The following is a 2,776-nucleotide window of genomic DNA, read 5'->3' as shown; positions in this document are numbered from 1 at the left end:
GCCGTGGGCGGCGACCTGCGGGGCGGCGGCCAGGCGCTGGCCGACCTGCAGGCGCTGCGCGCCTTTCTCGCCGGGCCGGGGGCGGCGGCGCCGCTCGACCTCGCGCTCGGCCCGCTGCTGCTGGCGCTGCTGTTCCTGCTGCATCCGGCGCTGGGCTGGTACGGCCTGGCCGCCGCCTGCGCGCTGCTGGCCCTGGCGCTGCTGACCGATGGCGCGGCGCGGCCCCGCCTGGCCCAGGCGCAGGAGAGGATGGAGCGCGCCATCGGCGGCACCGCCGGCCTGCTGCGGGACGAGACGGTGCGGGACGGGCTGGGCATGGGCCCGGCCATCGCCGCCCGCTGGCGGGCCGGGCAGGGCGCGGCGCTGGACGCCATGGCTACGGCGTCCTGCCGGGGGGAGGGCTGGGCCGGCGCGGCCCGGCTGCTGCGCGGCCTGCTGCAGGCTGGCGCGGTGACGCTGGCCGCGCTGCTGGTGCTGCGGCACGAGGCGACGCCGGGCGCCGTGCTGGGCGCCAACCTGCTGCTGGCCATGCTGCTGGCGCCGCTCGATTCCGTGCTGGCGCAGTGGCGGGCGGTGGCCGGGGCGCGGCTGGCCTGGGACCGGGTCGCGGCGGCGTTGGCGCGGACCGAGGCCGGGCCGCCGCCGCAGGGCGCGGCCCCGGGCGGCATGGACCCATCGCCCGGCCTGATGCTGGAGGCGATCGCCATCCACCCGCCGGGCCGGCAGCAGGCGGTGCTGGCCGGCCTCTCCCTCAGCGTCGCGCCGGGGGAGATGGTGCTGCTGACTGGGCCGAATGGCAGCGGCAAGTCCAGCCTGCTGCGCATCGCCGCCGGGGTGCTGCCGCCGGCGTCCGGCCGCGCCTTCGCCGCCGGCCTCGCCGCCCCGGCGGCGGCCTGGGCGGGGCGGATCGGCTGGCTGCCGCAGCGGCCGCAGGTGATGGAGGGCACGGTGGCCGAGACCATCGCCCGTTTCGGCCCGGCCACGCCGGAGGCGCTGGTGGCGGCTGCCCGCGCCGCCGGCCTGCATGAGGCGATCGGCCGCCTGCCGCGCGGCTATGCGACGGCGATCGGGCCGCTGAGCCGCGCCTTCTCGGGCGGCGAGATGCAGCGCCTGGCGTTGGCGCGCGCGCTGTTCGGCGACCCGCCGGTGCTGGTGCTGGACGAGCCGGATGCCGGGCTCGACCACGCCGGGGAGCAGGTGCTGGCGGCGGCGCTGCAGGCCGCCCGCGCCCGCGGCGCCGCCATCCTGGCGGTGAGCCACCGCGCCGGGCTGCGCGGCATCGCCGACCGGGTGGTGGAATTGCCGCCCGCCGGGGACCAGGGACCGCGGGACCGGTCGGCGTGCGGGGCCGCGCCGGGGGAGGGGACGGATGCAGGCTGACCTCGTGGTTCCGTCGCCCTTCGAGGCACCGTCCCTGCGGCGGCTGGCGCTGGCCAGCCTCGCCGTCGTGCTGCTGGGCTTCGGCGGGCTGCTGGGCTGGGCCGCCATCGCCCGGCTGGAGAGCGCCGTGCCGGCCGCCGGCTCCCTGGTCGCGCAGGGCAAGCGCAAGACCGTCTCGCTGCTCGACAGCGGCATCCTGCGGGAGTTGCGGGTGCGGGAAGGCGCCCCGGTCGCCGCCGGCGAGGTGCTGCTGCTGCTGGACGACAGCCAGGCCCGCGCCCTGGTCGAGCAGTCGCTGATCCGCATCGTCTCGGCCGAGGCGCGCAGCATCCGCCTGCGGGCCGAGATGGAGGAGGCGCCGGCGCTGCTGTTCCCCGAGGGCCTGCAGCGCCTGGCGCCGCCGGCGATCGCCGCGCCGCTGCTGGCGGCCGAGCGCACCCTCTTCGCCTCCCGCCGCGAAAGCTATGAGGGCAGCGTCGCGGTGCAGCGCCGCCGCATCGCGCAGCTGCACCAGCAGATCGCCGCCAGCCGGGCGCAGATCCAGGCGACCGGCACGCGGCTGGCGCTGCTGCGGCAGGAGCTGGCCGGGGTGCGCGACCTGCTGGCCAATGGCTATGCGACGCGGCTGCGCCACATGGAATTGCAGCGCGCCATCGCCGAGCAGGAGGGGAATGTCGGGGAGCTGGAGGCGCGCGCCGCGGAGGCGGCGCAGGCGGTGGCGCAGGCCGAGCTGGAATTGCTGAACCTGGCCAGCACGCGGCGCAACGAGGCGGCGCTCGACATGCAGGCGGCGGTGACGGAGCTGGCGGATGCCCGCGCCCGGCTGTCGGCGGCCGAGGAGCTGCTGCGCCGCAGCGTGGTGACGGCGCCGGAGGATGGCGTGGTGACCGACCTGCGCTTCTTCACGCCGGGCAGCTCCATCACCGCCGGGCAGCCGGTGCTGGACATCGTCCCGGCGCAGGATGCGCTGCTGGTGGAAGCCGCGGTCAGCCCCGCCGAGATCGAGCGCGTGGCGGTCGGCCAGCGGGTGAATGTCCGCCTGACCGCCTTCCCGCACCGCAAGGTGCCGCCGCTGCCGGGGCAGCTGGTCTATGTCGGCGCCGACCGGCAGGTGAACCCGCAGGGCCAGCCCTTCTTCCTGGTGCGGGCGCGGCTGGAGGACGGGGCGCTGCGCGACCTGCCGCCGGAGGTCGCGCTGTCCCCCGGCATGCCGGCGGATGTGCTGATCCTCGGCCGCGCCCGCAGCCCGCTGGACTATTTCGTCAGCCCGCTGCTGGACGGGATGCGGAAGGCGCTGCGGGAGGAATAGGGCAGGGCGGGGCGGGCGCCCGGCCGCGCCGGCCGCCGCGCCGCGGTCACGCGTCGCCCGCGATGCGCCGCAGCAGCGCCGCCAGCG

2 protein-coding genes are annotated in these 2,776 nt (G+C 78.1%); both read left to right on the top strand.

The features are described 5' to 3' along the window. Nucleotides 1-1,380 (top strand): ATP-binding cassette domain-containing protein (locus tag E2C05_RS30825; RefSeq protein ID WP_133223429.1); only part of this gene is annotated, 1,380 nt, incomplete at its 5' end. Beyond that, nucleotides 1,370-2,689 carry an HlyD family type I secretion periplasmic adaptor subunit gene (locus tag E2C05_RS30820; RefSeq protein ID WP_133223428.1) on the top strand — a complete coding sequence of 440 codons (1,320 nt, stop codon included), beginning with the start codon at nt 1,370-1,372 and terminating at the stop codon, nt 2,687-2,689. The genes E2C05_RS30825 and E2C05_RS30820, both read left to right, overlap by 11 nt. The last annotated feature ends 87 nt before the right edge of the window (nt 2,690-2,776 follow it).

The organism is Paracraurococcus ruber (assembly GCF_004353985.1).
Lineage (GTDB): Bacteria > Pseudomonadota > Alphaproteobacteria > Acetobacterales > Acetobacteraceae > Paracraurococcus > Paracraurococcus ruber.
Note: the sequence above shows the minus strand (reverse complement) of the source record. Positions and strands in the feature narration are given on the sequence as shown.

Excerpts from the sequence above, each read along its gene's own strand:
- E2C05_RS30820 (WP_133223428.1), top strand. The coding sequence starts at position 1,370 with ATGCAGGCTGACCTCGTGGTTCCGTCGCCCTTCGAGGCACCGTCCCTG.